Origin of the sequence: Lentimonas sp. CC4 (assembly GCF_902728235.1) — a bacterium.
Classification (GTDB): domain Bacteria; phylum Verrucomicrobiota; class Verrucomicrobiia; order Opitutales; family Coraliomargaritaceae; genus Lentimonas.
In genome coordinates this window covers 123393-148147 of sequence record NZ_CACVBO010000002.1, presented here as the reverse complement: position 1 = coordinate 148147, position 24755 = coordinate 123393, and the positions used below count along the sequence as shown (strand labels likewise).

The following is a 24755-nucleotide window of genomic DNA, read 5'->3' as shown; positions in this document are numbered from 1 at the left end:
GTTCAATCGATAGGACGCTAACGATCAAAGTCCAATGGACTTGCAGCATTCGTTGCCCTTCGTATGTGATCGACAAAAAGCCGACAGGGAGACCACTGCGCACCGGCGTTTTTTTATCCCTTAAAACAACGATGAGTAGCGACGACGGCCGAGAACGGATAACAACCCAGTCAATCCTGCCAGCAGCGCGTAGGCTCCATGCTCTGGAATCGTGACTAGCTTGACATTATCAATCGTTACCGAATCGGCCGTCAGTCCCACTGGCACGACTCTAGTAATACAGAGGACTAAGTAATCATATCCCGCAATATTGGTCGCCCCGCCACTGGTGATCGTCGACAGATCAAAGCGTTGTGATACACTGCCTGCTGCAGTTCCACCAAATGAAAACGCAGAAATAGCATCACCACGATTCGGCTCATCGACACCTTGCGCGGCACCAGTCACAAAATTGGTGATGGCCCATTTATCACTCGCGGGGGTGTTTGTATCCACACCGCGCCCACTTGTCCATGCGTTCCCATTGGTCGCTCCGGCATTAATCATATGAGAGCCACCTCTCGCGGCGTTCACCGTCGTATTATAACCAAAAATATTGAGATATAGCCCATCACTTCCTTGAGCTGTGAAATCAAACGAAATACTGAGCACAGTATCACTCGCAGTCAGTCCCAAGTCGGACAAATCAATCATATATGCAACACCACGATCACCGGCATCCACGTCGATCGATGTATTGGTCAAGGCTCCGCCTGAAATCTCCCAGGTTCCACCCGTTTGAACCCAGCCATTACCCACTTCCGAAAATACGGTTCCACTGGAAGACACACTGCCAGAGGCAAAATTGTCATCGATCAGGGTCACTGCAGCATGAGATGATACTGCAGCACATAAGCACACAGCTGAAAGGGATAAGAGTGGGACGGACATTTTCATGGCGATTGCTAGTGCGTTGATCCTGCAAGTCATGGCGACGACCACACACGGGGCGTTCATATCAACAGCTCAACAGTCTATCCTTTTACAGAAAACCTGTCTATAGAACGTATGTTCTATAGACAGGTTTTACGGTAGTTACTTCGCCTCAATTCGAAGGTCATCTTCACTCACTGGCGGCATCAGGCAGTCGTCGTATCAGAAAGGTTCTGTGTTGCCTCTCCGTCGCTTGGAATAATCTCCAAGTATTCTTGGGGAATGCCTAAAACCCGATAAAATTCAGATGGCACGGTAAGTTGGAATAATACGGTCGCAGTGAGTATTAATACTGATATACTTATTCGTCCATAGAACGTTTGTTCTATTATAAGAGTTCATGATTGAAGTTTGCATACACGGCACTTCGAATAGAGATTACAGACTCTCCTCCCCCTTTCCGATCCACGCACTTTTCCTCTCCAAATTCTGTCGATGCCGCCGCTTTATAGCCAGCTACTGTTTCTGTTTGCGCTGAGCCTCCTACCTTTCACCCAGGCAAGTGCTTCGGTGAACCTGGAGACTCTTAGCACAGATGAGCTAGAACAACGCGCGGCATCCATCCGTATTGAATTAGGCAACCTAGCACAATTTAGATTTCGCAGCGGAGTCGGTGCGACTGGCTTTCGGTCCGATTATTTCACTGAGCCGAGACAGCAGCAGTGGCTACAGGTTGAGCTACGAGAGCCAGCATTGATCGACCAAATAATTATTGTTCCCTCGATTACACGCGACAAAGTAAACGGTTTCCGTGCCAACGGGTTTCCTAAGGAATTCAGATTGTTTGCAGTGCCTCCTGAAGGTGGAGATGAGATATTACTAGCGACGGTTGAAGAAACCGACGAGCAACTCATCAGCATCGCCCCAAGGGTAATCTCAATTCCGCCAACGATGGCCTCATGGGTGCGGATCGAAACCGTCGAACTCTCGCGTAACACATTTGATAACAACTACTACCTAGAGCTCTCCGAGTTTATGGTGTTCAGCGGTCGCGAAAATGTCGCGCTTCGCAAACCGGTGAGCAGTCTAACCCCTGAGATGTCAACCGCACCACATCGGCAACCTCGTTTTGCGGTCGATGGCGACCTTCCCTACCTGATGGATGGCGCGAAGAGTGAATCCAGCATCGCGATGATCACTCCGACCAGTAGTGACCAGGTCAATACAATCACGATCGACTTAGAACGCAGCTGCACAGTGGACTCCATTCGTCTACATTCAGTCGAACTCAGCGATACCGTGCCCCAAGGCTTTGCCAAAAATCTTGGCACTCCAGAAAAAATTCAAGTCGAAGGCGCTGACAAAGAAGATTTCTCAGACGCGACACTACTGCTGGTCGATGACTATAGCTCCATCCATGAGTGTGGCCCCATCATCCATCGAGCGCTCAATAAGACTCAATGCCGCTACATTAAAGTAACCGAGCTCGAGCCCAATGCCTACGAGACGCACGGCACACAGAAAGCTATGTTCGGTTTCGCAGAAATTGAAATCTTCGCGGACGGGGTCAATGTCGCAAAACATAAGCCTGTCAGTGCGAATTTCGAGATTCGTAACCCCATCAGATCCTTCACCACGTTAACGGATGGGTTGAACTATTATGGCAACATCCTGCCACCGCTCGCATGGATGCAACAACTCGCACGTCGCGAACAATTGGAAACCGAACTCGTAACCATTGAGTCCCTTTTGAAGGCGCGTTATGCTGGCCAAAAACGTAACTTGGCGCTGATCGCATGGCTACTACCAGTTGCCGCCTTTTGCATCATCATCGCCTTCCTGCTTTACCGCATCACTCATCAAAGACAAATCGCTCATATCCGCGAACGATTTGCTGCCGACCTACACGATGAACTCGGAGCCAATATCCATGCGATCGGCCTACTCGGTGACTTAGCCAAGAACATGCTCAACGAACCCGAGCAACTCTCTGAGACTGTGGACGAGATTCGAGCGACCACCGAACGCACAGGCCAATCCATACGGCACTGCACTGACATGCAACAAGGCATACTAAGTGCCCATTTGGTGAACGATATGCGCCGCGTCGCTAAAAGTATCCTAATTGGCATCGACTATACCTTTGAAGTCGATGGCGAAGACGCCCTTGAATTATTAGCAGCACGTAGACGAGTCGATCTCTACCTATTCTTCAAGGAGAGCCTTGTGAATATCAGCCGACACGCCGATGCCACTCGATGCGAGATCAAGCTGGAATCGACGAATAAAGGCATCCAATTATCAATCAAAGACAATGGCTGTGGCCTCTCTGGCAGCTTCTCTGACGGTCTACCCAAATCACTCAAGCGCAGAGCACGCCTACTCAAAGCAACAGTGACCGTGAAGTCCGATAGCGCCACTGGCACCCACATCCTGCTACAAGTCCGCCCTTCGATTTCGATTTTCAACCGCACTTAATATGAAGCTAGAAGCCCTCATCCGAATAATGCTAGTCGAAGACAACCAAGAATACAGAAGTGTCTTGGAGCGAGTTATCAAGCACACTCCCAACATGGAATTGGTAAGTATGGCTGGCACGGCTGAACGCGGGATCAGTTACTTGGCGGCGAACCCCAAGACCATCAACCTCATTTTGTTGGATCTTCAGTTACCTGGAGCCTCTGGTCTCGATGCGATGGCTTCCTTACTGCAGCATGCGCCCGACGCTAAAATCATCGTCCTCACACAATCTAATCGAGAAGACGATCTTCTCAGTGCCATATCTCAAGGCGCTGCAGGCTACCTCCTTAAGTCATCTTCCGTAGAGGACATCCTAAATGGCATCCAAGCGGTTGCCGATGGAGGCTCCATCCTCCATCCTGAGATGGCCAAATACCTGCTCAATCATTTTAAGCACAAGAAAGGCGCCCCCGCAGACACTGAGACGCTCAGTGAAAGAGAAATTGAGGTGCTGAACCTAATCGCTGACGGACTCGTGAAAAAAGAAATCGCGGCGAAGCTCAACCTGAGCTTCTTCACCGTAGCTGCTCACATCAGAAACATCTACGAGAAGCTAGGCGTAGCCAACGCTCCACAAGCGATCGGCGTCGCATACAAAAAAAACATTTTAAAGTGATTGATGCACATCCATCGGTGCATTGTTGATACTAAATCCAGAAGTCGGAGGTCAGAGAACAGAAGCCAGTCGCTGAGGATTAGGCACTTAAAGCAATATTGCCCCTCGCCATTTGGCTTCGCCCTTCGGTTGAGTGTCGCTGCGCTCGGAAGGCGAAGCGCGAAAGTCCATAACTCGCTGAATCTCAAAACTGCCCTCTGTCATCTGTTTTCTGACTACTCTTTCTAGGTTGATCGCTGTTTTCAGCCGATCGCATAGAGAATCCGCCTCATTTTTAAAAGCACTTTTAGATACAAAGAATCCCGCCGCACCAAAAGGTGGACGGGATTGAATGAAATGATAGAGCTCCGGAAAAGAGCCTCTTATCGACGACGGCGAACCATCACGAAGACCAGTCCAGTCAAACCAGCAAGTAGTGCGTATGTGCCTGGCTCGGGGATGGCGGTCATGTTGAAATTATCAACCGTAATCGATCCGGCCGTTAATGTCGTGTCGATTCCAAAGACCACGGTCATGTAATCAAAATCAGCGATGCTAAATCCTCCACCACCGAAAGCAGAGATATTGTAGGTCTGATTAAACGTGCTCGAAGCATTGCTTAATGTCGCAAGCGCAGTAGCAGCCAACCCCGTAGGTGTCGCACCGCCTAGCAGAGTGTAACCGGCCCCCAAATGTCCGTCAAAATCATCACTGCCACCAAGCTGATATTCGCCATCCGTGCCAGTCAAACGGCCACTAAGGCCAGTCGTCAAAGGTCCTTCGTATCCAGCTACATAGAAAAAGAGAGTCGCATCTGCTGGCACTGTGTAGTCGAAAGAAATCGAAATTTCCGTCAGGCTCGTGTCCGATTCACTCACCGCAAACAAAAGCTCGACCGGAGTTTCGTTATTTCCTTGGCTCAAATCAGCGGTCAGCGCTCGGGCAGCGCCCGTTCCTGCGGTTGACCAGTTACTATAACGCGACACCCAGTCGCCGACGTTGCCATCAGAGTAGCGACTGCTACTTGTAACGCTTATCGTCGAAAAATCTTCATCGATAAGAACTGCTGCGGCATTCGAGGCTTGGACGAGCGCAAGCGATGCAACGGTAAAAATTAAACCAGTTGGTAATATTTTTTTCATAAGAGGAGGGGTATTCTCGTATTTATTTTGGGGCTACTGTAAGTTAGACAGTTGAAGTGCAACATATTATGCGATTATCAACAATAACATTATTAAATTAATTGCCTGAGCAGGATCCCCCTGCACCCGTAGAGCCAAATACTTGCGAAGTCATTTCAAGCAGAGAACAAACGCTGCAAAAGCGATCGATACGCTCACCGTGCGTTTCGCCGAAACCTCTCGCCCAATCGTGCTACTTCAGACGAATCTTAAAGCCAGTCACAAGTGAATCGGGCAAGTCCTTCGGTAACTTAATAGAAAGCCCGTCTGTGTTGCGATCCCATGCGATCGTCTCATCGCTGCCGAGCATGGTTACATCCTTGATTGATGCTTCAAGCAGTCCCCCACTCGCTAGCGTTTTAATCACAATATCTTCAGTGGGTGGAACGAGCACAAAAGCGTAAAGATCGCCGTCTTTTGTGGTGAAGCGAATATCTTGCTGGCTGAATGCCGTATGGTTCTCATTGCCCCGACCAAATTTAATGACGACAGGGCCTTCTCCGAAAACTTTCCATGGGCGAGAACCATAGATGCCTTCACCATTGATGTGCATGAGGTCGCGGAAGGCATTCAAATACTCCATCTGATTGTCCGGGATCGAGCCTTCCCCTGTCAGGGCGATGTTAAGCATGACTACACCATTCTTACTAATCGAATCGATGGCGTTGCCCACCATGGTCGGGATGCTCATCCGGTTTGTCGCCCCGTCGCGGTAAAACCATGTGCCAGAAAGATCAGTTGCCCACATCCATGGCTCGATCTCGATCTCGGCAGCACTGCCGCGCTCGAGATTATAAGTAAAAGCGCGGCGGTCGGCACTGCCGTTTTTAAAGGAGAGCACGACATCTTGCTTGCCGCCATTTTCCTGCAAATCCTTATTCACGTAATCAGTGAAGAGCTTGATGCCGAGTCCCTTCCCCGTCCCGATGGTGGGATACGGCGAGTCGTTGTTAAACATATCAGGGTCGTATTTCTCGATCACTTCCCAACAGCGCTCATACCAATGCTCGTTCCACGAGTCCTGCTTGGTATAACCCTTTGGGTCGTAATCCATATTAAATAAACTCCACTCCAGTGTGCCAGGCTCTTGGTATTGACGTGCGGAATTGAAGAACCGAGGAGACCAATACAAGTGCGTCGAGACCCCGAACTTAAGACCGTATTTCGTAGCGGCATCTTTCCACTCTTGGAGCGTGTCGCGCTTCGGCCCCATTTCGACGGAATTCCAAGGATGGGAGGAATCATACATGTCGAAATTATCATGATGTGTCGCCACTGGCATGATGAAATGAGCACCCACGTCCTTAACTAATGCGACCAACGCATCCGGATCCCAATTGTCTGCCGTAAAACGGGGAATGAGATCTTCGTAACCAAACTCTGCATGAGGCCCATAGTGCGTATCATGCCAATCCGTAAGGCGCTGCACTGCCTCCGGGTGCTTCGAAGCACTCAACTGCCCCTCAGTGCCATACATCCAAGCCCCATAGTGTGAGCCATCATGCGGACGACCATCATCGATCGACGAAGGAATACCCCAATGAAACCAAACCCCCAGCTTACCATCGACAAACCAATCCGGCACCTGATAGTTCGCCGCCAGCGACTCCCAATTCGCATCGATCGGTTGGATCAAATCGGTTTGTTCTGCAAAAGCAGATGTGAGACCTGCCAAGCTTAGAGTCAGTAAGAGTTTATATTGCATCGTTCTATAATCGTTTCTCAGGGGGATATTTCGAACAGTATAACACAGAGAAACTGGCACAATACCCCGCGTTCACGTGATAAACGAGAGGCTCCTTAAAAGATTACTTAGAAGTCAGGAGGCAGGAGTGAGAACTGCGGATCAGTGCCTTACACTATCCTTTGACATTTTCTGGTAGTATGTAGCCATCGAAGGGAAGACCACTGTGAATACTTTTCAGCTGTATTTGTTAACCGCCCGCTACGCTAGAGATCGCAGAGCACGCTGAGAGCTGACGCAGAGCATTTCACGCAGCCCGCCCCTTCTCCTCGGCGCACTCAGCGATCTCTGCGGTTAAACCTTTTTACCAGTTTTAGTCGCATGTTGGTATTACACATATATGACCGTTCGCCAGATTGGCGACAACATCGCACGCCCCTAGCCCTGCACCGCCAAAGACTAATATCCGACTCCTCCCTCTTAAGTCCTGAATATGGGATGATCTAAACATCACCAACAACGACGACAGGTAGAGTGTCAACCAGGACTAATCAAATAACCCGAGACGAAACGCCTTAGTGATCGCCGAAGGCGCGTTACGCACATTTAACTTTTCATAAATATGTCGAACATGAGTATCGACGGTCGAATACCCTATTCCCAGTTGGTCGCAGATTTCTTTCTTCACGAACCCTTCACTTAGAAGCACTAGCACTTCCATTTCCCGTTCACTCAGAGCAGATTCAAGCACCTCTTTGGGTAACTTAGTCTTCAGAGTGCTTAGCACATACTTAGCGACCGAAGGATCTAGACTCGCACCACCACCAGCGACGAGGCGTATTCCATCTTTGATCTCAGTTATGGTTGATGATTTTAACAAGTAACCAGCCGCTCCAAGTGAAATTGCCTTCAGCACATCTTCTTCCTTATCGGACTGCGTCAACATGATGACTTTCGCCTTCGGCATCGCTTCAATGAAATATGGTAACGCTTCGTGCCCACTCATCCCTGGAAGGCGTAGATCCAGTAATACAACATCAGGAAGCCTTGGCGAATTACCTTGCACACTACGCAACGCGATCTCGGCCGTCACAAACTCACTCATGAGCTCCAAGTCCTTGTCCCGTGATAAGGCCAAATCAATAACATCGCGATATTCGCGATTATCCTCAACTAACATGACTTGTATACATTCTTCCATTATAGAAATCCAAATTTTCGATTTTTAATCCTTAAATTGATTCGCGTGCCAGAACCAACTTCTGGCTGATCCACATTAAAATCAGCACGGAGCATACGTGCACGACGTGCAAGCGCCTTCGGCACTGATTCATTCAAACCATCACCATTATCCGTCACAGTCAGTCGAATGAAATTCGCATCCGCAATTAAGCGTGTCGAAACTCGAGTCGCCCCCGAATGACGAATAATATTCGTCAGTGCCTCTTTATAAAAAAGATATAGATCAAGCCGGGTGCGTCGTCTTATCTGCATTAAGAGCTGCTCCCCTTCGACTTCAAAACTATGTTGTAAATCGCCAAGTAAATGAGCGACATCCTGCCGCATCTCAGTAACCAAGTCCTCACAAAATCCGTCTGCCTCCAAAAGGTTCGCACAATTACTCGCAGCTTTACCAGTTCGCATCGTGAGTGCACGAATACGATCGACCGTATCGATCAGGTCTTCTCGGCTATCGACCGCATCCTTCGCTAAATCCCCCAATAAACCAATGGCATGTAGATTGGCGCCCAACTCATCATGTAAGTTTGCCGAGATCCGTTCACGAATCCTCACCTCTTGGCGTTGTCGCGCCATGCGAGAGTAAAAAACAGAAAATGCGATCCCGCCGGCAAGTAGCACCGCAATCCAAGCCAACCAGCGTAAATACATCTTCTGCTTCATATAACGTAGAGCCAGTTCAGCGACTATGATAGGACGTTCTGCCTCTAAGTCTCGCCGATAAGCCAATTGCTCCAGCCATGTGCGAACCGGCAAAATATTCCCATAGAGATTATTCCCGTCTGTTAAAGCCACTGCATTCTCCCTTTCCGAACTTAGCCGAATGTCTGTTGTCACTGGCTTACCCACTGCAACATTTCCTGAATCAGTCAAAAGCTCTATCTCGGCAAACCCAATTCGCGTGCCAGAAGTATTCACGGACTTAAACATATAGGGTTCAAGCGCGATTAAACGGACGTAGCGACAATATGTTTCTGAAAACGCCCACTCCATGATCGGTCCAGTCTGAAAGACATCTGTAAAACTAACATCCAGTAACACCGTTGCGTCCGAGAAATCCGACTGATGCGCCCCTTCTAATATAAACTGTCTGGGTATACCAAAATCACCGGGATAGGCCTGTGGCATGGTATCGCCCTGCCCGACTGCATGTAAACGCAGTCGGGACAAAGGATAATCCCCCTCCAAATCGATTGAAATCTGTGCGTTATCTCCAATGCCAACTCGACTGATCATTGGTAGACTCTTCTGTCCCTGCGCTGCATTCATTACGTAGGGTAAGATACCGTCAACCAACCACATCGGATTCCACGCATTACTGAAAAACCGATTTGGAGAGTTCGTCACTGGCTTGCGCAATGCTTGATTCTGCGGCCCCTCATAAACCATCATTTCAGCCAACTGTAGTATATATCTACCATCGCGCGCTCGTGTCGACAGTCGCGTCGCCTCTAAGCGCACCCATGACACTTCAATGGGATCAATCGGAAAAATGACAGGAGCAATACTTACTAAAGGTGATAGGCCTGAATCATATTCGACGATCACATGCCCCTCGGTATCCCCCTCAGAACCCGCCAAAATACGAAATGCACTCGGAAATGCATCAGCCACAAATCCTTGTTTCAGATCTCGCCAAACAGTTGGCACCAAAATAATTTGATCCACTAAGCAAGTTTGCTCTAAATCGATTCGAATCCACTCCAAGTGATCGGAGTCTTTATAGTTATCTGAACGATAACCAATCGCACCTACTCCTGTATTGAGACTTGAATGTGCCAACCCCTGCAACTTGCCATCGATCGCATCCACTCGAGCTTCTAACTCAGACAATGGTATGCCCGCGAGTGTAGTCTCTCCCGCTGTAGCAAACAACGAATTGAAACAAAGCAGGACAGCGATAAGCATCCGAAATCTAACTAAATATGTGATCAAAACAATGTGATAGGTTTAGTTATAAATTCAGCTAAGTCGACCAGTGAATATTTCAAGTTTTGAAGAATCATCCATATCACCGCCTTAGATCCGTGAGATACAACCACTACGCTCCACCCGACAAAGCCCCACCCTATCTGTGATATCCACCCAGAAAAACCAGAACACTACAACACTATAACTTACAGTTAACACACCTTCCATACTTATAGTGATTACGTGATCAATTAATACATTACGAGTCTCTGACACAAAGAGAGACGACGTCCACCGATAACACAACACTCGCCCGCTAGGGCCCGCTCTACCTCGGAATTATGTCCACGAAGCCTATATTCAGTGGGAACCGGCCATTTAATGACTCATTGCCGTTCCCCCCTACCCCGTCACCCTGCCCACACGCTACTTAGTAGGATAAATTAGCCACCACGGCTGCGGCCAGTAAAAGAGTCCTACTGCAATACAGTCCCGCAAGAACCAGATGTATCCAGTTCGCACAAACCCTGATCCTTAAACCGGTCCCCCCGGTTCAACACACCCTTACAGGATGAAGCACCCCACTCTCTAACAAGACAGAGACTGAGACAATATAGCATACGAGCAGAACACCTCTAAGCTTAAGATAAGACTGCTTATCTATATCTTATAGTATTATCAATTCACCAAGAAACCAACCAACTAAAATGCTTAATAAATATAAGAAACCATCAAACCCAAGAAAACAACCTGCCATCTTAAGATCTTAGCATGTTACTGTAACAACAAGTCCACAAGAAGTATACAGATACCACAAACACGACACACGACACCCAATCATCTCCTGCAAGACTATAAGTTGTGGATTTATATTATTAAGTATAAAGTAAGTCCCCATCTTATGGTGAATGCGTATAAACAAGACCCCTAACACCATCTAGTGACAGTAACACTATAACATACCATCACACTATATACAAAATGTCAGCCATGCAGAATCCTCCAATAAAACAACAGCAAGGATACTCATTTCCAAAATAGAAGCAGTGACAACTGCGAAGGACAATCACGTATCACACAACACTATAAGTTATACTATAAAACCATCTAAGCACCACCAATACAAACATTAACGACCCTAAACAGCCGACTTCATACACAGGGAGCCACGAACCATCACACCAGAAACCATAACACTATAAGTTATACACAAACCCACCGACACGACACCAAGAAAGCCAATAAGCTAACCCAATAAGATAATAAACAACGACCCAATAGTGCATAATAAACAGGCAAACCATACAATATATGAATGTATCAAGCACATCACTATAACTTACACAGTTCACTTACACCATAACAAGAAAACACAACAAATAGCATCAACAAACTATCTTATCTCTTGACCATCTCCACATCTTATAGTGTTATCCATCACGATGAAAAAAGTAATCGGATTCATGAATTTCAAGGGAGGCACTGGAAAAACCACTTTATCCTGCCTCACCGCATTATATCTAGCTGACAAGAAAAAGTCTCGCGTGCGCGTGCACGACCTAGACAAAGGAGGGGACACGGCACAGTTCGTAACAAACTTGGACCACGAAAACATGAGGTCGTTCGATATCAACGAAGACCAGGAGGCCTACGACTACATCATTGTCGACACTCCAGGTGGCATCACCTCAGATGAAATCGATCGAATTGCAGGCGTCTGCGACATCATCATCGTGCCATTTGCACTTTCGGCGACCGACATTCGTCGCACTAAACAAACAATCGACGCCCTCGCAGCTCCAGACAAAGTGCGACTTCTCTTTAATAAAGTGAAAGCACAGACCACTGCCTTTAAAGACAAGGGCAATGTGCTCGCAGCGCTCGGAGTTAAAGCACTCAAAAATCACGTTGGCGATCGAGTGGGCTACGGCTACGGACTCGCCAGCGGCGGTGATGCACTTCCATACACCTGCCAAAAAGAACTAGAACTCGTAATCAAGGAGATCATCAAATGAGCAAAGCAAAAAAACGCCCCGATTTAACTTCACTCATGGGAGGAGCCGTCCAAACCAGCGGTGCGACTCCCAAAGCAGAACCCACTCCAGCGCCAACCCCGGAACCTAAAACAGTCGAAATATCACCGGAAACCACTCCAGCAGTAGCCTCAACGTCCACGCAAAAGAGAGAAGTGCGCGAACCCGAAGCTCGGAGGGCACCAACCGCGGCTGAAAAACGCCCAACTCCAGCGAAACGAAAGCCAGCGACACCTGCAAAAAAGAAGAAATCAGACGACTACATGATGACGTCGATCGCATTCGATGCGGATGACATGCTCGATTTACAAGATGTAGCGATGTGCTTCATGCGTGAATCAAGATCGCTCAAATATCCGACACGAAATATGGTCGCGAAGGTCGGCATTAAGGCTGCACATATCTTAAGCCAGGAAGATCCGGAGCGCTTACTAGAATTGTTCGAGATGATACGCTCGAAAGATCGTCGTTATTCTGAAAATCGAGACTAAACCAATAATTTAGTAATACTATAACTTATATAGTATTACCATAAGCCGCAAAATTCAGACAGAGTAGGGTGTCTCTATAATCCCGGCGCACCGAGAAGGCAGATGTCGTTGACTGATGCCGAGTCTGTCCGAAGTGGGCGTCGTGATACGTAGAAAAACAATCACACCTAGAGCCGACATAATTTCAGAATGCAATCGAGTCGAAAATGAACTAACGCCTTTTTGATGAAAATATAAAATCCCTCGGATCTATATTGTTAGAACAAACGAAGAGCGGAACCAAAAAAGAGAGTAGGGGTTAATAACAAAATTAAAAACCTGATACGCCAACAATCCGTCAAATCCTGAAATTACAGCTAAAATTCGCGCTCTCAGATTCACATATTCTGTGGAATCCTACAGGACTACTATAATTATTCGATTCTGAGCGCCTTTAAAACAGCAATATTTACCGCTTAACCCGCTATTTAAAAGGGATTGCAGCCAATCACAAAAGTGCATGAAAAGTGGCAATTTTGAGCCATTTTTCCCGTATTTTCGGATAAATCATACGAAAATCACTATTTCTCACCAATTTGTGAGTCCCAGGGAATACAACGTCTGAAGTAAATGTGACGGTGCAATTTGAATGTGCTTTCTGGGAAAATCCAAGTCCGAAGGGAAGGGCGCCAATCTGAAGAGGGGAGCCTGCGACTCGCATCGAAATTTTAAGAGTGTCTACAGAACTTGCTGATATTTAGCAGAATCTTAAATAACAACGATTGTAATACTAAACAGAAAACACTCGATCATCCGGGATTTATTTCGAGAACAAATGAAGTCTTAATACGCCGTGTAAAATATCACCGATCATTGATATTTTTCATCATGCCACGCACACAACACAAGACCCGTAAATATCCTGCAGCCACGTCAGTGAAATCTCCATATGTTTACCGAGGAGCATTCATTTCTTATTTTTGAATTAGAACTCCACGTATTTTATTAAGACGTCGTTCGGATCTTATAAAATCTTGAAGAGGCGATAGAGTTTATTGCAAAACTGCAAACCGAGTCAGCTTGGGGTGATCTTCACTCAAAGCCGATGACGATTCATAACTATCTGAGAGTTCTTACTTTTCTATGCTACAGGTTCATACCTCGATCTTCGAAAGAGGGTAGATAAAAATCCACACGATGAACTCCCCAACGCTAGGCTACCGATGGCCACCTGCGACTCACGTGAATTCGAAAATCATAACCTGATTCCTATATCCATCAAGCGGTGCTGTGACTTACAACGGCCTCATCTACAAATAGGGCTGTCGGACACGGGTTAAACATTACCGGGTAAGTAATCATCCGCGGCTACATAGCCTCGACATCAAGCTATCTAGCGGATTACTTTGCTGATCTAGATAATCGCTTAACATATATCACGAAGGAGGAGCGCATGGCTAGATCCTCAAAGTGAACGAGTCGATTCGTTCCTTATTTCTCAACCTCACGGGCAAGCGTTATGTATGGATTCTGTAATTATCTGCGCGACTAAAACAATCATAAACCATTACCATACAACAAGATGATAAACGGTTAACATTGTAACTCCACAAGTTATAGTATTAATAAAATGTTACGATGACTTTAAATCCACGCACCTGATTCGCTGCCATTTTTTTGAATTCGGCTAGCAACCTCTTAACCGGCATGTCGTTTTAAGATTCATCTCGATGTAAGACCCAAGGTCCTCCCGCCTCCGATATAACTTGAAGTAAAGTTATATGAATTCTCGATGCTCTAGCCGGTTTCATAGGAACTAAAGAGAATGGCTAGAGCATGGGCATAGCGACAAAAAGCAGTCCCTGCGGCGGCTTCTTCACATCCATTCCACGCGTCATACCATTTGAACTGGTGCCAGGACCAATCGAGCGACGTCGAGATCTGTCACATGACTCCAGTCATTTCGGAGATCCCATTACCGAGCGCTTGTTGTAGGTCATTTCTAGTCAGCCGTTTCGTCCTACAAGGGGCTTGTCAGATTTTTGAGTCAGCATCCCACAAAGATGGAGAGGGAGCCTCTCTGCCTGAGCTTTACCCATAAGTTTGTATCTTCTTGTTTTCGCGATGAACGCGGTTCTTTGAGCTCCTCCCCAGCGAAGGGGAGGTGGCCCGTCTGCGGGGTCGGAGGGGTTTCCGGCGGGTTAGCCCAAAGAATCTGCTCATGTTGCGCGAAACCCTTCCGTCTCGGCGGACCGAGACACCTTCCCTTCGCAGGGAAGGAGCTTTTTACCACTAACTTCACACATTCTCAACTTATGCGTAAAGCTCAGTCTCTGCCCTACGCATTTAGGGATACATATGAAATCTGCCCCAGGTGTAGCAGAGAACCCCATCTACTTTTGTTATGGTCTGTCGCAAATAGGCTCAGGCGACTAGGTCCCTATATTCACAGTCGGTGCGGCAGATGTCTCTCATGATCTTTCAAGTGCCATTTTTGGTTCCATGAATTCGCAGAGGGCGATCAAAACCATTGAGCGCGTAAAATGATACCTTCAAAATCCATCCACCTTACCAGAGTCGCTCCCCCGAACCTGTTAACTATATTGCGAGTGTCAGATCATTTCTGCCGTGCAGTCTCATCGGTGATAACTGGCTGAGCCTGCTTGCTTGTATCTGTCATACTGGCCGAATTTGGCTTTTATCGACGCCCGAGGCATTGCTTGTTGAGCGGATATGCTGGAAGAGCGAGGGCGCTCTTAGTCAGGTGTTTATCAAGCGAAAATTGATCGATTCTAAAGAGCTCGATTTTCTGAGCGTGGATGCGGGATACTTGTGGTGCACACAATTTGCCATTTGATTTGTGACATCTCTCTCTCAGTCAAGAGGTCGATGTAGAAATCCCGGCCTGACACTTCTTCTACGACTCAAGCTAAGATCAACATAGCCGCAGCCATCGTTCAATAAGAAGCCTACTCCAGAGCGACGTGTGTTTACGGTATTTCTGAATCAGACGATCAATGCAATCTGGAGGCGTTTCGATCATAAGCCATCGGGAGATTTAACCAATTCTTTAGCTATCTTATAAGAGGCCTTTTAGGGATTCACATCGAGATCCAGCTTTCTGATCGGCAGATATCTGAACGCTGCGTGAACTGCGATTAAAGATTACGATGCTCTTAAACTGATCTCCCACGGTGTAGTAGGAGTCGGCGTGATTTTACTTTATGAGAAAAGTAGTTGGTTAGATTCTCGGTAGAATCATACCGAGAAATTGAAAAGATCTGAGGCAATATTCCGGAGATTTTACTAACAAGCTGTTAACAACTCAGTGATGCCGTTCATTGCTGAATCATTTTCTATGGGAAACTCGGTATTAGGTTTACAATCAGTTTTGCTTTAACCGCGGTCTGATTTTTAGAATACGAAAAGTTGCGGGTGGTGTGGATCTAATAAAATAAAAAGATGCTTAGTTTGCACTAATGGTGGTGCTACTGGTTTGATAGACACCTGGAATACAGTGCTTCAGTGTATGTTATTCTAAAAAATAGTTTTGGCTCCATGGGGGCCTAGACAATTTTTAAGATAATAATATTAAGACATATATTGAGACATATATTAAGAAGGGGAGCTCCATAATTTATATATTCCATTAATTAACAATGAATTAAGATATTCGTGATGTCTTAATCGATCACTTGTCCGTCTATTATTATCACTCTATCAGGGAGATCGATCACTCGCGATGGGAGTTTGATCACTCAGTCTGACTGGATTGATCACTCATTTAATTATGCCATTTTTAGGCATAAATGAAGGCCTTTCGTCTAAATTGATCACTCGCAATCGAGGCTGAATTTATAGTGCAAACTGGACTTTTTTATTAAAAAAATGGGGCGAACCCTAGGTCAATACGTCCAAAATGATCACTCTAAAATTTGGACCAAATGTCTAGATTGATCACTCATATTTAGCAATTTCAAACTAAACTAATAGAGCGTTATCTATCAGTGATCGTCCAAATTGATCACTTAAGAAATTCCTCTGAATGTCCATAATGATCACTATTGGATGTCTGGTCTGTCGCGATTAGAGAGTTAAGTTCATCCAAATTGATCACTCATTACTTTGAGTCGTTTGTCTAAATCTATCACTCAGGTGATAGATCAGTGTGATACTCTCCAAAAACGTAGGGGTGCAAACTGGACTTTTTTTCATGTCCAGATTGATCACTCGCTACGCATGTCTTGGTTCCTGACTGCGTGGCAGAGTTTTGCTTTATCCTTAAAAGAGTAGTTAGACGGAGGTCTGCGGCACGACTGAGCTCGCCGAAGTCCGTAGATGGCGAAGCAAGTCAGAAGACAGTAGTCAGAAGCTGAATATCAGTGTTTTATGAAGAATCTCCGATTCGCCAAATGGCTTCGCCCTTCGGTTGCACCCAAGGTGCATAATAAGTATCGCTACGCTCGGTAGGCGGCGTCAAATACTCTCGTAAGCGACTTCTGACCAAGGACTAATACTATCCTTTGACATTTTCTGGTAGTCTGTAGCCATCGAAGGGAAGACCACTGTGAATACTTTTCAGCTGTATTTGTTAACCGCCCGCTACGCTAGAGATCGCAGAGCACGCTTAGAGCTGACGCAGAGCATTCTCCCCATCTCCTCGGCGCACTCAGCGATCTCTGCGGTTAAACCTCTTTACCAGTTTTAGTCGCATGTTGGTATTACTCCTAACTCCTAACTCCTAACTCCTAACTCCTGAATCTAGGTTTATTCGATATCGGAGGTTGATGACGCGGCGTGTCCGCCTTTAGTGCTCTTCAAGTGTAGAGCCACCGTTCGATCCAAATCGATCAATGTTTGATTTGATTGGTATCTTGATTCGTAGCGGAACGAGGAACTCATTTCGACCGCAGCCCCAAACGCTCAGCACGAAACTGCTTCACGGCTCCGCGACTGCAGGCGTTTCACCAATTCGGGCAGGGCAGTGCCAGCGGGGTGAGCGATACATGTGAACTGCTCTTGCAGCTCAGTCGGGGGAAGTTCTGGATTGATCAGAAATTTGAGTGTGCCTTCGCGAGTGCCGCCAATAAGTCCGGCTGCGGGATATACTTGTAGGGAGGTGCCGACGACGATCAGGATATCGGCTGTTTGAACGATCGCTTCGGCGCGTTCGATGAGCGGCACACTTTCGCCAAACCAGACGATGTGTGGGCGTAGTTGGCTACCGAGTGCGCACTGGTCGCCAAGTTTGATGTCTTTGCCCTTCAGTGGGGTCAGGAGGCTTTCGTCGGCTGTGCTTCGGGCGATGTCGAGTTCTCCGTGTAGATGAACTACTGTGGTGGAGCCCGCCCGCTCGTGGAGATTATCGACATTCTGGGTGACAATGGTGACGCGGTGCGTGGTTTCCAGCTGCGCGAGCGCCAAATGACCTGCGTTCGGCTCGACCGTGTAGAGCTGGCGTCTGCGTTGGTTATAGAACTCGAGCACAAGCGCCGGGTTGCGCTGCCAACCTTCAGGGGTGGCAACATCTTCGATAGGATGATTTTCCCAAAGCCCATCGGCTGCTCGAAAGGTTTGGATGCCGCTTTCAGCACTGATGCCTGCTCCTGATAGGACGACGACGTGTTGTTGCTTTGCCTGGCTCACTATTATGCTAGCTCCTAACTACTCTTTTAAGGATTATGCGTTGAGTGTGCGAATGGCTTCTTTGATGAATCCGGTCAGCGCCTGCGGCTCTGAACTGGTGGTGCCTTCACGCACGGCGGCTTTATAGTCGGCGAGTGCTTGAGCGAATGCTTGCGCGTGCAGCAGTTGCTTTACCAAGCGTAGGTAGTGCTCCATTGAGCGCCAATTGAGACCGCTGGCATCGAGGTGTAGGCGGTCGTCGTCGTTGAGATCGACCTTATTTTTGCGGCCTTGATTGAGACGTGTCCAAAAGGTTTCGGGAGATTTCCCGCAGGCGAGCCATAGCTTAAAGGTTTCGCCATTTTCGAGACTGCTTTGCTCCAGCTTACGGGCGGGCAGCTTCTCAATGTAGATTAAGAATTCAGGTTCGCCGCGCGGTTTGCTTTGTAGCTTGGCGCGGATGCGTGTGCCCAAGACGCTTTCCAGCTTATCGAGCGCGTCGGCAACCGGCTGAAGCGCCGCCACCATCTTGGCGGGGCGATCGTAGGTATAAGTGGCCGCTCCTATCTGGCGAAGTAGGGTGCTCGCCTTGATCGTCAGGTGCTTGTGTCGACTGTTGTAGCCGCCAGCCAGTATGCGTGGCATGAGCTTCAACAAGACCGCACGTGCGATCCATGTGCCTGCTTTGAAGAATTGGCGGCAGTCGAAGGAGACATAATCTTCCGCCGTGGGGGCTAGAATATTAAAGGCGCTGCCGATGGTGAAGTTGCGATAGAATTTACCTGATTGCTCGCCGAGGTTGAGTGTGCGGCGTGTCGCTTCATAGTTGAGCATTGAGAGCCAATGCTCGGTGCCAGGAGCTGAACTACCGCGATGCTGTGGCAAAGTGTAGTGCATGTGCCGCCCGTAGGCTTTGCTGATCGCTTGGCCGAATTCTTTAGATTTTTTACCGCCGATGAGACTCTTGATCGATGTCTTTCGGGCGAGTTCAGCGGGATCTTTGATTTGAGGGAAGTCGGATGCTTTAGGGAATCCAGCCATGGCAAATGCAATATGGCGCAAGGTGACTTCGACCTCACGATCATCGATCGGAGCATTTTTGATCAGGCTATACAGGGCGATGAAATAGCCGAAGTCGCGGATCGTCATAACTTCGGGTGTGCGTTCAGGGCAACCTTCGCAAATACCAGTTTCAATGGTATAATTCTCGCTCTGGTGGGTCGCTTTCCAAGACTCCTGTGCGGTGAGCGGGAAAGCAAACACGCTGAGGAGGCGGCGTGGAAATTCGACGACGTAGAACGATGAACTGAAGTCCCGCAGATAGTCCGTGAGCATTTCGGTGCCCTCCGTGCGGATCGCCATTGGGTCGCGATTTAACGGTGGCGAGGCGGGCAGTGAAGCCTCTTGCTTTACTGCTGTCTTCTTTGCGGTTTGAGCAGGCTCAGCCACGGGAACTGGAATGACTTCCGGTTCATCAGTGGCAAATAGCTCAAACTGCTCGGTTGGGGGCATAGGGTGCGGCGTGTCTAGAAATTTAGGGTGCTTCTATCGTGGGGTAAATAGGGGCTAAGAGATGGCCATTTCGGTTTGTTTAGTAGTGTCCTCATCCTCGATAATATTTTTTGGCACTCGAATTCCTAGGCGGCGGATTTTTTCAACGCCTTTCTCAGTCAGTTCATATTCACCACGCCCTGAGAGCTTGCGTAAAATACCTTTTTTGAAGAGTGGGTTCACCAATGCTGCCGTGTTGTTACTCTTCGCCTCAAAGTAGCGACAGATCTGTGATTTCGTAGGGTAGGAGAGTGATTCCTTAAAATGTGCAAAGATGTAGCGAAGGATATCTTCCTGGCGGGGTGTCAGGGTTGGAAGCGGATCAATCAATCTAGCCATAGTGCCGACTTTGCGAGTCGTATTTCGCAAAGTCAAAGTAAATATACCGCATTTTGTTATTATTCCTTTATCACCTATTGAAGTCAATAAGTGCTGTATAACAGTCGCTTACGAAATCATTAAAAATACTCGGTGACTCTGGATAAAAATGTTAAGTTTGCACTGAATGACTTAAAAAATGCCGAGTTTGCACTAAAAAATGCGCTAAAAATGTTGAGATTGCACGGTTTTACCAAGAGTGGGTTAACCACGGCTTAAGTGTATTGAGTGATCCAATACCGCGGCGAGTTTAGTGCAAACTCAGCATATTTTATGAGTCATCTGAGGAGATCGTGCAAACTGGACATCATTTTTCACGCAGGTATGATTAAATATGCTGAGAGGGCACTGAATCCTGGAGAAATTTTGCCACATCTCGTGGTAAAATTCCGTAGTCTCGGTGATGTTCGACCAAATTGCTGATTCTTGGGTGCTCAACCATCAAGGCTATTCCATTTAGGTGACAAAAGTTGAATGGATTAGGTCAAAAACATGTCGAGTTTGCATGGTTTGACTACGGATATTAAAAAGATGTCGAGTTGGCACTATTTGGAGTCGATCGCAGTTTAATCTTAAAAACGCAGTGAACTGCTACGAAAATTTTGAAAGTGCGCGAAAATGGAGACTTCTGAGTTTTGAAGCAAATTCGCTAATCATCGCCATGCTCGTTCTAGCGTCATTTAGGGTCTTTTCATCGCCATCTCCGAAAAGACCTGCGTCGTCGTCAAGCAACTGGCGATTCCAGGTTTAAATCCATGCTGTAGGACACGGTTCTTTCCGAAGGAAAGCCCATGTTCAGTTCAACCAGCAGCTCGAACTACAGATGACCGACCTTACTCCGACGCGAGGTCGCCACGTTTTACATCAACAAACCGCTCGTTGGGATTTCGAACGGGTGACTTCACTAGGTTTTGCAACTTTATGAGATCATTGGTAAACAACTCCATTGCTGCTTACCAAAGAACGCGCACTTAGAGGTCTCTAGCTCGCATTTCTGTAAAGAAGAGATCTTTGCAATTCGCTAGTTGTTCTGGGATCTCAGTGTCGTCATCAATGAATTGTTCGATCCACTCAGTTGGATCGAGTGAAAGGAATTCAGGCTCCTTAAGATAGTTTTTGACAACGCGTGCCAGCACAACAGATGAAAAGAGCATCGCGCGTGTCGTGGCATCATCAGTCAGCTCTGGATGTGCTTTAAACTCTTCTTTAAAGACTTTTTGCTGATAGCTCGTGCGCTCTTTCTCTCCCCATGAATCAAATAATGTCTGACTGCGCGCTTGCTGGTCGTTTTTGATTTGAATGAAGGCATGTTTCAAAGCTTCACGCTTAATCTGAGCTGCGATTTGCTGCTCAGAGCGTTCGAGGTCACGTTGCTCCTTCGCTTCGGCGGCGATGCGCTCTGCACGCGACTGATAGCCAGCAGGGGCACTGTAACATTCTTCAATGGCACGACGCAAGTAACCTGCACGGTTCCGGATGCTTTTCGCATTTTTAGTCTCAATTAAATAATCGAGATAATCGATTTGTAGAATCAGGTCATTCTTAGGATATTTCGCGACGAGTTGAGAGGCAAAGGTCGATGAGATGCCGTGCTCACGTAGCTTCGCTTCCAGTGGTGGAACAGTCGAAGTATCAATGATTTCTCCATCCTTCCCTGGCATGCGTAGCAGATCAAATCGGATCAGGTGGGATCCCTTTTTTACCTTTGTAAAGCGTTCTTCTTTAGGGAGTTTTGTAATGAACTCGATCTCTTCGAGTTCTTTAATGGCTCCTAGGAGACGGCGTTTTAGAGGGCCGATTTCAGCGGCTCCGATGCCGAGTTTATTGTGCCCCAGTTCGATCACGTCGTAGGTGAGGGAGCGGCAGTTGCGGAAGTTACTGCCTAACAGACGGTAAAGTCGGCGTGCGATAGAGTTCCCCAGCTGAGCCATGGCCGCGCAGTCGATGGTGTGCAAGTTGCCGGCGACGAACGACGTAAAGGGCACAAAGTTCCAGATGATCTCGAATTTGCCGTTGTCCGTCTGCGGCTCCCTAAAATTATCGATGATATGGAAGTGCTCACTTTTGTAGCTGTCTGAATGATGAATATACCAACCTTTCTCGTAGGAAAGGTTCACGCGCGTCCATTTCATCAGGCTCTCTTTGATTCGGGCAAATCGTGTGCCGGAGGAGGTTTTGTTGCCCATCGCTTGATTCAACTCGTAGATGGAGAATTGGATCTTACGACTTTTGAAACTCGCTTTGGCGGTCAATTGCAGGAGTCCTAGGATGACATCGTCGTCAAATGCAGTAGGCAGCCCACGATCGGGGTCTGCTGAGATGCGTAGCTCTCGTTCAAAGGGGCGTCCATCACTATCAGTCCAGCGATCTTTAAAGACGAGCTCCGTGCAATCCTTGGGCGCCCTCTGGCTAAGGAGCGCAATTGGGAATTCGGCTAAATTACGTTCGTCCTTACCGAGCGAGATGATACCTGGCGAGTTTTCATCAGAAATATCAAGATCCAGGAATTCTGCTTGGATAATTTTTTCTTCTTCTGAGAGTTCGGGATCGTCTTCCATGGTATGTATTCGAAATGCGTTTTGGCTATGTTGCTGTTATTCTATATAAATATGAAAACAACAACAACAAAGGGAATTCGCAAGTTGCTGGTAATCAACGAAAATTCCGAATAAATGTGTTCGCTTTGCACTAAAGTGGCTAAATCGGTGTTCACTTTGCACTAAAATAGGGAACTGAATGTCGAGATTGCACCCGTTTGAATCGATATAAATGTCGAGTTTGCGCTAGCTGATTATAATAGATGTAGAGTTTGCACTTAGCTTTCTGAAATTATGTTAAGATTGCACTGCCAAAGCCGTTTTGAGGCCGAGTTTGCACTAATCTTGAAATTAGATGCTGAGTTTGCACTATTAGTTGCTGAGCTCATTTAGGTATCCATTGAGAGTTTGGCCGGTTTTTATGTGAATGACTGCAAACTCGACATTTTTTCTCCGACTGACTGAGGAATTTGCCACAGTGGTGTGAACTCAGCATTTTTTTGAATGCTTCCTAGTAAGGGAAGAATGATATCATCCTAGATTCGGCAGTTGGCATGGGCTCTGATTCTTAAACCGTCAATTAACGTCAATCCAGCCACTGCCAAAATGGCGAATGATCTAACACGCGATTCCTAGTTCGAGACGTCACTCAAGTATTTAAGCAGTATGTATTTAGAACCTCTGATTAACGGTTCAATTCATCTTTTCAGGATCAAAGAGTGGTTTGATTCGTGGCCTTGAAACTCTGTTTCGTGGGACTTCTTCGCTAGAAAACTTGATTTAGAGCTAATTTTGCGGGAGCTGGGGTCCGATTGCTTGACCTGAAGTCAACTAGTCGTCCGTATTTTTATGCTGAGTTTGCACCTCGCCGCTAAAGACATTCACATCATTGATACGCTCCGATTCATCAATGTCCTGCGCTTCATTTTGAATAATCGCACATACGAATTGATTAGGAAAACTATATGCGAGTTGGAGAAGGGTGACACTCGGGCCGCTAGGCTTACGTTTACTGATTTCCCAACCGCGTAGTGTGCTAGTTTCTACACCCAAAAGTCGGGCGAACACACTTTGAGACACGTTTAGATTGATACGAGTGAGATAAATTTTGTCCTGATTGAAGTAGGCGACGGCAGGTAATACTTTGCTGAACTGGGGGTTGATTCGTAAGAGTTGCATGACTCGAAGGGTGGCGTGGCTTGGGATACGCAGCCCGGCTTCATATTTTTTGATCGTGTCACTATGAACTCCTACCAAAGGACCGAACGCATGCACCTTCATATCAAAAGTTTTCCTAAGCGCGCGGATTTCTTTAGGCTGAAACATTTGCGGCTGCCTAATTTCAGGGCACTCAGGATCGCCGTGAGACAGAAAGGTATGATGTTTGGTAAATGCACCGCCGGTATGACTGCGTTTCGTTTGTTCTAATCGTATCTTACGGCGAATAAGGGCACCCGTTATTGGATTTTGATCCGATGAATTCTGAGTCATTTGTAGTTTCGATTGGAAGGGAAGGGGAGAGCGGGAGTTCAATAAACCTTAATGTGTATGAATCCAGACGGACAAGTCAACTTTAGGCATAGGGCATACGGCACCTTACATTTTATCTATTTGTTAAATGAATAGGCCAAATAATGAAATAGAAAATGGGGTTTCGACTGTTAAAATCAAAAAATCAATTAGTGCCCTATGTCGTATGGCAAATGACTTTATTCGGTTGTGTTATGATTCGTATTCTAAACGAATTGACTCTGTATACGCATCCTAGGCTGGGCGTTACAGTTAGTCATGACGCAACAAGTGCTGATCCAGTCTGTCCTGCAGTAGTAGCATTCCCGAAGTGAGGTCGGAAGTAATACTGACTGCTGCCAGCCATAACTAGCTGGGCTCATCTAAGGTTCGGTCGATGCCTGTGAATGCCGTAATGTTTGTTGCGATTGCATACGCTGAAATCCCCTCGCCATCCCGTCGTGGGGTATTGGGATCATATTACGCTAGGGGCCTTGGTTTATATGGCTCGATATCTCACTTTTACCTGGTTTCTCACGGAGTGCTTTATCATCAATTAAAGTAAATGCATCAGTAGATTTAATGCATACACATGATTGTGCTAAAGCTC

15 protein-coding genes are annotated in these 24755 nt (G+C 47.0%); 5 read left to right on the top strand and 10 right to left on the bottom strand.

Features of this window, described 5'->3' with window-relative positions; all coding sequences use genetic code 11:
• Window positions 1-120: 120 nt before the first annotated feature.
• On the bottom strand, window positions 121-996 hold the full coding sequence (locus GZZ87_RS17465) for a hypothetical protein (RefSeq protein WP_162024886.1): 876 nt from the start codon (window positions 994-996) through the stop codon (window positions 121-123).
• Between the two features lie 411 nt (window positions 997-1407).
• Here GZZ87_RS17465 and GZZ87_RS17460 point away from each other — a divergent pair, with 411 nt between their 5' ends.
• Both GZZ87_RS17460 and GZZ87_RS17455 read left to right on the top strand, forming a co-directional pair.
• Window positions 1408-3390 (top strand): histidine kinase, encoded by a 1983-nt coding sequence (locus GZZ87_RS17460; protein ID WP_162024887.1) that lies wholly within the window; start codon window positions 1408-1410, stop codon window positions 3388-3390.
• Window position 3391: 1 nt separating this feature from the next.
• Window positions 3392-4048 (top strand): response regulator transcription factor, encoded by a 657-nt coding sequence (locus GZZ87_RS17455; RefSeq protein WP_162024888.1) that lies wholly within the window; start codon window positions 3392-3394, stop codon window positions 4046-4048.
• A gap of 362 nt (window positions 4049-4410) precedes the next feature.
• On the opposite strand, the gene GZZ87_RS17450 is transcribed toward GZZ87_RS17455, so the two are convergent.
• The 4 genes from GZZ87_RS17450 to GZZ87_RS17435 form a co-directional block, all read right to left on the bottom strand.
• Window positions 4411-5169, bottom strand: coding sequence for a PEP-CTERM sorting domain-containing protein (locus tag GZZ87_RS17450; protein ID WP_162024889.1), 759 nt, complete (start codon window positions 5167-5169; stop codon window positions 4411-4413).
• Between the two features lie 232 nt (window positions 5170-5401).
• The gene (locus GZZ87_RS17445; RefSeq protein WP_162024890.1) at window positions 5402-6913 is read right to left on the bottom strand and encodes an alpha-L-fucosidase; all 1512 of its coding nucleotides are present in this window, start codon (window positions 6911-6913) and stop codon (window positions 5402-5404) included.
• A 526-nt stretch (window positions 6914-7439) separates the two neighbouring features.
• Window positions 7440-8093 (bottom strand): response regulator transcription factor, encoded by a 654-nt coding sequence (locus GZZ87_RS17440; protein WP_162028231.1) that lies wholly within the window; start codon window positions 8091-8093, stop codon window positions 7440-7442.
• Window positions 8093-10039 (bottom strand): ATP-binding protein, encoded by a 1947-nt coding sequence (locus GZZ87_RS17435; RefSeq protein ID WP_162028230.1) that lies wholly within the window; start codon window positions 10037-10039, stop codon window positions 8093-8095. The genes GZZ87_RS17440 and GZZ87_RS17435 overlap by 1 nt, the downstream gene beginning before the upstream one ends.
• A 1445-nt stretch (window positions 10040-11484) precedes the next feature.
• On the opposite strand from GZZ87_RS17435, the gene GZZ87_RS17430 reads away from it, so the two are divergent.
• The 3 genes from GZZ87_RS17430 to GZZ87_RS17420 all read left to right on the top strand — a co-directional run bounded on the left by GZZ87_RS17430 (window position 11485) and on the right by GZZ87_RS17420 (window position 14540).
• A complete protein-coding gene (locus GZZ87_RS17430; protein ID WP_162028229.1) occupies window positions 11485-12057 on the top strand; it encodes a ParA family protein in 573 nt (190 codons plus the stop codon).
• A complete protein-coding gene (locus tag GZZ87_RS17425; RefSeq protein ID WP_162028227.1) occupies window positions 12054-12566 on the top strand; it encodes a hypothetical protein in 513 nt (170 codons plus the stop codon). Before GZZ87_RS17430 ends, GZZ87_RS17425 begins: the two co-directional genes overlap by 4 nt.
• A 1815-nt stretch (window positions 12567-14381) precedes the next feature.
• Complete coding sequence (locus tag GZZ87_RS17420; RefSeq protein ID WP_162028228.1) at window positions 14382-14540, top strand: hypothetical protein; 159 nt, start codon at window positions 14382-14384, stop codon at window positions 14538-14540.
• A 2928-nt stretch (window positions 14541-17468) separates the two neighbouring features.
• On the opposite strand, the gene GZZ87_RS17415 is transcribed toward GZZ87_RS17420, so the two are convergent.
• The 5 genes from GZZ87_RS17415 to GZZ87_RS17395 form a co-directional block, all read right to left on the bottom strand.
• Window positions 17469-18191 (bottom strand): NAD-dependent deacylase, encoded by a 723-nt coding sequence (locus GZZ87_RS17415; RefSeq protein ID WP_162027002.1) that lies wholly within the window; start codon window positions 18189-18191, stop codon window positions 17469-17471.
• Window positions 18192-18224: 33 nt separating this feature from the next.
• A complete protein-coding gene (locus GZZ87_RS17410; protein ID WP_162027001.1) occupies window positions 18225-19682 on the bottom strand; it encodes a hypothetical protein in 1458 nt (485 codons plus the stop codon).
• A 54-nt stretch (window positions 19683-19736) separates the two neighbouring features.
• Window positions 19737-20060 carry a hypothetical protein gene (locus GZZ87_RS17405; RefSeq protein WP_162027000.1) on the bottom strand — a complete coding sequence of 108 codons (324 nt, stop codon included), beginning with the start codon at window positions 20058-20060 and terminating at the stop codon, window positions 19737-19739.
• Window positions 20061-21070: 1010 nt separating this feature from the next.
• Window positions 21071-22657: a replication initiator protein A gene (locus tag GZZ87_RS17400; RefSeq protein ID WP_162026999.1), complete on the bottom strand. Its 1587-nt coding sequence runs from the start codon at window positions 22655-22657 to the stop codon at window positions 21071-21073.
• A gap of 810 nt (window positions 22658-23467) precedes the next feature.
• Window positions 23468-24127 (bottom strand): hypothetical protein, encoded by a 660-nt coding sequence (locus GZZ87_RS17395; protein ID WP_162026998.1) that lies wholly within the window; start codon window positions 24125-24127, stop codon window positions 23468-23470.
• Window positions 24128-24755: the final 628 nt, after the last annotated feature.

Coding starts and splice junctions, on each gene's coding strand:
- GZZ87_RS17465 (WP_162024886.1), bottom strand. CDS start 996: ATGAACGCCCCGTGTGTGGTCGTCGCCATGACTTGCAGGATCAACGCA.
- GZZ87_RS17460 (WP_162024887.1), top strand. CDS start 1,408: ATGCCGCCGCTTTATAGCCAGCTACTGTTTCTGTTTGCGCTGAGCCTC.
- GZZ87_RS17455 (WP_162024888.1), top strand. CDS start 3,392: ATGAAGCTAGAAGCCCTCATCCGAATAATGCTAGTCGAAGACAACCAA.
- GZZ87_RS17450 (WP_162024889.1), bottom strand. CDS start 5,169: ATGAAAAAAATATTACCAACTGGTTTAATTTTTACCGTTGCATCGCTT.
- GZZ87_RS17445 (WP_162024890.1), bottom strand. CDS start 6,913: ATGCAATATAAACTCTTACTGACTCTAAGCTTGGCAGGTCTCACATCT.
- GZZ87_RS17440 (WP_162028231.1), bottom strand. CDS start 8,093: ATGGAAGAATGTATACAAGTCATGTTAGTTGAGGATAATCGCGAATAT.
- GZZ87_RS17435 (WP_162028230.1), bottom strand. CDS start 10,039: ATGCTTATCGCTGTCCTGCTTTGTTTCAATTCGTTGTTTGCTACAGCG.
- GZZ87_RS17430 (WP_162028229.1), top strand. CDS start 11,485: ATGAAAAAAGTAATCGGATTCATGAATTTCAAGGGAGGCACTGGAAAA.
- GZZ87_RS17425 (WP_162028227.1), top strand. CDS start 12,054: ATGAGCAAAGCAAAAAAACGCCCCGATTTAACTTCACTCATGGGAGGA.
- GZZ87_RS17420 (WP_162028228.1), top strand. CDS start 14,382: ATGGGCATAGCGACAAAAAGCAGTCCCTGCGGCGGCTTCTTCACATCC.
- GZZ87_RS17410 (WP_162027001.1), bottom strand. CDS start 19,682: ATGCCCCCAACCGAGCAGTTTGAGCTATTTGCCACTGATGAACCGGAA.
- GZZ87_RS17405 (WP_162027000.1), bottom strand. CDS start 20,060: ATGGCTAGATTGATTGATCCGCTTCCAACCCTGACACCCCGCCAGGAA.
- GZZ87_RS17400 (WP_162026999.1), bottom strand. CDS start 22,657: ATGGAAGACGATCCCGAACTCTCAGAAGAAGAAAAAATTATCCAAGCA.
- GZZ87_RS17395 (WP_162026998.1), bottom strand. CDS start 24,127: ATGACTCAGAATTCATCGGATCAAAATCCAATAACGGGTGCCCTTATT.